The sequence below is a fragment of the Microcoleus sp. CAWBG640 genome (assembly GCF_020883015.1).
Taxonomy (GTDB): Bacteria; Cyanobacteriota; Cyanobacteriia; order Cyanobacteriales; family Microcoleaceae; genus Microcoleus; species Microcoleus anatoxicus.
Genome location: NZ_JAHRFC010000179.1, coordinates 1 through 3,987, shown reverse-complemented (window position 1 = coordinate 3,987; position 3,987 = coordinate 1). Strand labels below are relative to the sequence as shown.

The 3,987-nt window shown below is 44.3% G+C and carries 2 protein-coding genes; both read left to right on the top strand.

What is annotated here, in order from left to right; all coding sequences use genetic code 11:
- Positions 1–103: 103 nt before the first annotated feature.
- Positions 104–520, top strand: coding sequence for a hypothetical protein (locus AAFP11_RS29910; RefSeq protein WP_341740266.1), 417 nt, complete (start codon positions 104–106; stop codon positions 518–520).
- 736 nt (positions 521–1,256) lie between these two features.
- Positions 1,257–3,987, top strand: a 2,731-nt coding sequence (locus AAFP11_RS29905) for a Calx-beta domain-containing protein (RefSeq protein ID WP_341740265.1), incomplete at its 3' end; no start/stop codon positions are given.

The following is a 3,987-nucleotide window of genomic DNA, read 5'->3' as shown; positions in this document are numbered from 1 at the left end:
ACCGAGATTGCCTGTGGAGTAGACAAACCCTCAGAAGTCATTCTGAGACTACGCTGAAACAGGAAATAAGCATCAGAGTAAAAACATCTAACGGTGTCTAACTTTGTCTAAGTCTTATAGAGCGGAAGGCAACGATTTGATATTTGGCAATGGCGGTGTTGACGAACTCTGCGGCGGTGATGGCAATGATAGTGTTTACGGCGGCAAAGGTGACGATTGTGTGGCTGGCGGGCTGGGCGATGACTGGCTGATTGGAGATTTCGGAAACGATACGTTGCAAGGGGGCAGTGGTAGCGATCGCTTTTTGTTGACGCCTGGACAAGGCAGCGATTTTATTAGTGATTTTATCCCTGGTGAAGATGTGCTTATTTTAACTGGAGGTTTGACAGTCGATAGACTCAGTTTCATTCCACAAAACAATGCAACTTTCATCACGATTGCCAATACTGGCGAAGTGTTGGCTGTACTGAATAGAGTGCAACCAAGGGCGATCGGACCCCTGGACTTTACCGTAATTTAAGTAAATCGATCGCCCCTTACTTAAAACCCCAATAACCCCCAATAAACGCAGATAAAGCCCAATTATCTGCGTTTTTTAGTCCTATCGTTTCCGATGCTACCGGAATTCTTTTTACCACAGAGAACGCAGAGGACACAGAGGGAGATAAGAGAGATGAATGCAGGCCGATGCTACCCCATTTGATATCAAATCCTCTCTTCATCAGAATTATTAATCTCTCTCTTCTCTTCCTTCGCGCCCTTTGCGCCTTCGCGGTTAAATCATTCCGATGCAACTGGAATTCTTTTTACCACAGAGAACGCAGAGGACACAGAGGGAGATAAGAGAGATGAATGCAGGCCGATGCTACCGCCTTTGATATAAGTCCTGTCAATTATTTAAAATTGTGCTTGACATATCTCCTCCGTACAACTATTATAGTTTATCATATTTAATACTAATTTGGTATTCTGTTTCAGTAGTTTTACGTAAACTATTGAGACCAAAATCAATTTAGGTTGTACCAATTTAATGGGTCGTTGCACATATCTCGATCCCCATCGCATCCCCCACCCCCCCTACCCCCCCAAGGGGAAAAAAGGGGGACTTCAAGAAGCTTCCGGTCCCCCCCTTCTTAAGGGGGGCTAGGGGGGATCGAATTCTATGCAGCCTCATAAAAAGTTGGTATTGCCAGTCCTAGGGCGGCAGTGCTTTACAGATAAAACATCGTTTTTATTTGAAATTTAGGTGCATCTATATGAGACAGATAATTATCAACGAATTCCGCAGGGCTACAGGAGACATTACAGGTAACGAATATGTAGAGTTACTGTTAACAGAAGATTTAACGGCTAGTGTTCTTGAAAGCTATTTTGTGGGGGATTCAACTGTTCCCACAACAGCTAAATATTCAGCTTACAGATTTACTAATATGGCGAGTATTGCGCCTGTCTTTAAAGCAGGAACAATAATTGCTATTGGCGGCCCTTCGGCTAATCAAGAGATTGTTTACAATCCTCTACCGCTTGGCACAAATAATGATTGGAATATTACATTAAGTGCCGAAGGTGGATTTTTGACCAAGTTACTACCAGTCGGAAACTTTGATAGCGATTTAGCAGCTTCCGATGTTGTATATGTTGACAATACTACCCCTCTCACTACCACCAATACAGTAGATTCGATCGCCTGGCCGACTACTGGTTTAGGAGCCTTTGGAAATGCATCTAAAGTGCAAATTGCAGCACCAAATAATGGTGGAAATGTCGAGTTTTCCAGTGCTGTTGGCGGCATCAACAAAAATGCGAATTATACTGTAAATAGCCCCGGTTCCCTCGGTTTACCCAACGGCGGAATTAACACTATTTATATTAACAGCCTTCGCAACCGGCAGGCAAACAGCGCTCCAACTTTGGCAAATCCTACTGTTAATCCACCGTTCCAAATTAACGAAGATATAACCAACTTAGCTAACACAGGATTTAGTTTTGGTGGCTATCTTGCCGAGTTGGGTGGTGATGCTAATCAGGATATTTTAGGTGTCGCAGTTACGGGAGTTGACAATACTAACGGCAATTGGCAATTCTCCACTAATGGCGGCAATACTTGGACAAATTTCGGCACTGTTTCTGAAAGTTCAGCAACTGTTGTAGGGCCAACTGTTATTTATAATGGTTTACTTGGTAACACCCCCAATGCTCAAGGCTGGCTGAATTTCACTAATTTAAATGTTGTTTCTCCTGAGATTACTGCTTCAGAAATATTTAGCGGGACTGGAACTAATTTAAATAGCACTGCTGCTAATAGTATTTATGCCGGTTATAGGAACAATCCTTTAAATCCATCATTTCCGGTGCTCGATCGCACTTCGGGATTTAGTATATCTTTTAATCTGCAAATTCTCTCAGAATCGCGCACTAATTCCAATCGAGCAGGTTTTAGTATTGTGGCGGTAACAAGCGATCGCAAAGCCATTGAAATCGGTTTCCAGCAGCTATCTGCAACTTCTGGGAATATTTTTGCCCAGGGAGACGGTATTACTCCCAACCCAAGCGGGCAAACGAATAGCTTATTAGTGGCTGCGGAAAATGTTGCTTACAACACGAATCTTGCTACTAATTATACTCTGAAAGTGCAAGGGGAAAATTACTTTCTTTCTAATGATAGCGAGGAAATACTAAGTGGCCCGCTGCGAGATTATGCTGCATTGAGCGGTGCGATCGATCCTTATGAAACTCCTAATTTCCTATTCCTAGGAGACGATACTACTGAGGCCCAAGCTAACATTAACCTGACAAGGGTTTCGGTGCAAACACCTGGGAAAGTGCGTTTTTTACCCAACCCAGACTATTATAGTACCTCTGGTAGCGAGCCAAAAATCACCTTTCGCGCTTGGGATGGAAGTAACGGAATTGCTAGCGGTACAACGGGTGTCAATGTTTCTGTCACTGGGGGAAAAACACCGTTTAGCACTAATGCGATAACATCTACAATTACTGTTAATCCAGTTAACGACGCGCCGTCGTTTGTCAAAGGGTTCGATCGCACTCTCAACCGCAACGCAGGCCCACAAACCGTTACTGGATGGGCTACAGCGATTTCCCCAGGGCCAGCCAACGAGTCGGGACAAAGTGTAAACTTTCAAGTGGTGGGGAATGACAATACAGGTTTATTTAGTGTAGCACCTGCGATCGACTCTTTAGGACAACTAACGTTTACGCCCGCCCCAGGTAAAACTGGTAATGCTACGATTACTATAAATCTCAAAGACAGTGGCGGTATTGATAACAGTGGCGTGGATACTTCGCCCAATCAAACTTTCAATATCAACGTCAATAATACAGGTACATTTAACTTTAGTCAAGCCGATTATACAGTTAATGAAAACGGTAATTTGGCGACAATTACTGTGACTCGCACTGATGAGACAAATGCAGTAGCTAGTATCGATTATAACACAAGTAATGGCTCGGCGAATGCTGGCAGCGATTATACCGCAACATCGGGTACTTTGAATTTTGCGATCGGCGAAACCAGTAAATCTTTCACTATTGAAATTATTGATGACACCTTAGTAGAAGGAAATGAAACTGTTAATTTAAGATTAATTTCTCCTACTAATGGGGCTGATTTGGGGGATCTTTCTACGGCTGTTTTGACTATTTTAGATACGACACCAATTCCAACTCCCACACCTGCGGAAACTCCGACTCCAATTCCAACTCCGACTCCAATTCCAACTCCCACACCTGCGGAAACTCCAACTCCGATTCCAACTCCCACACCTGCGGAAACTCCGACTCCGATTCCAACTCCCACACCTGCGGAAACTCCGACTCCGATTCCAACTCCCACACCTGCGGAAACTCCGATTCCGACTCCCACACCCACACCTGCGGAAACTCCGATTCCGATTCCGACTCCAACTCCTGCGGAAACTCCGATTCCGATTCCGATTCCGACTCCCACACCCACACCTGCGGAAACTC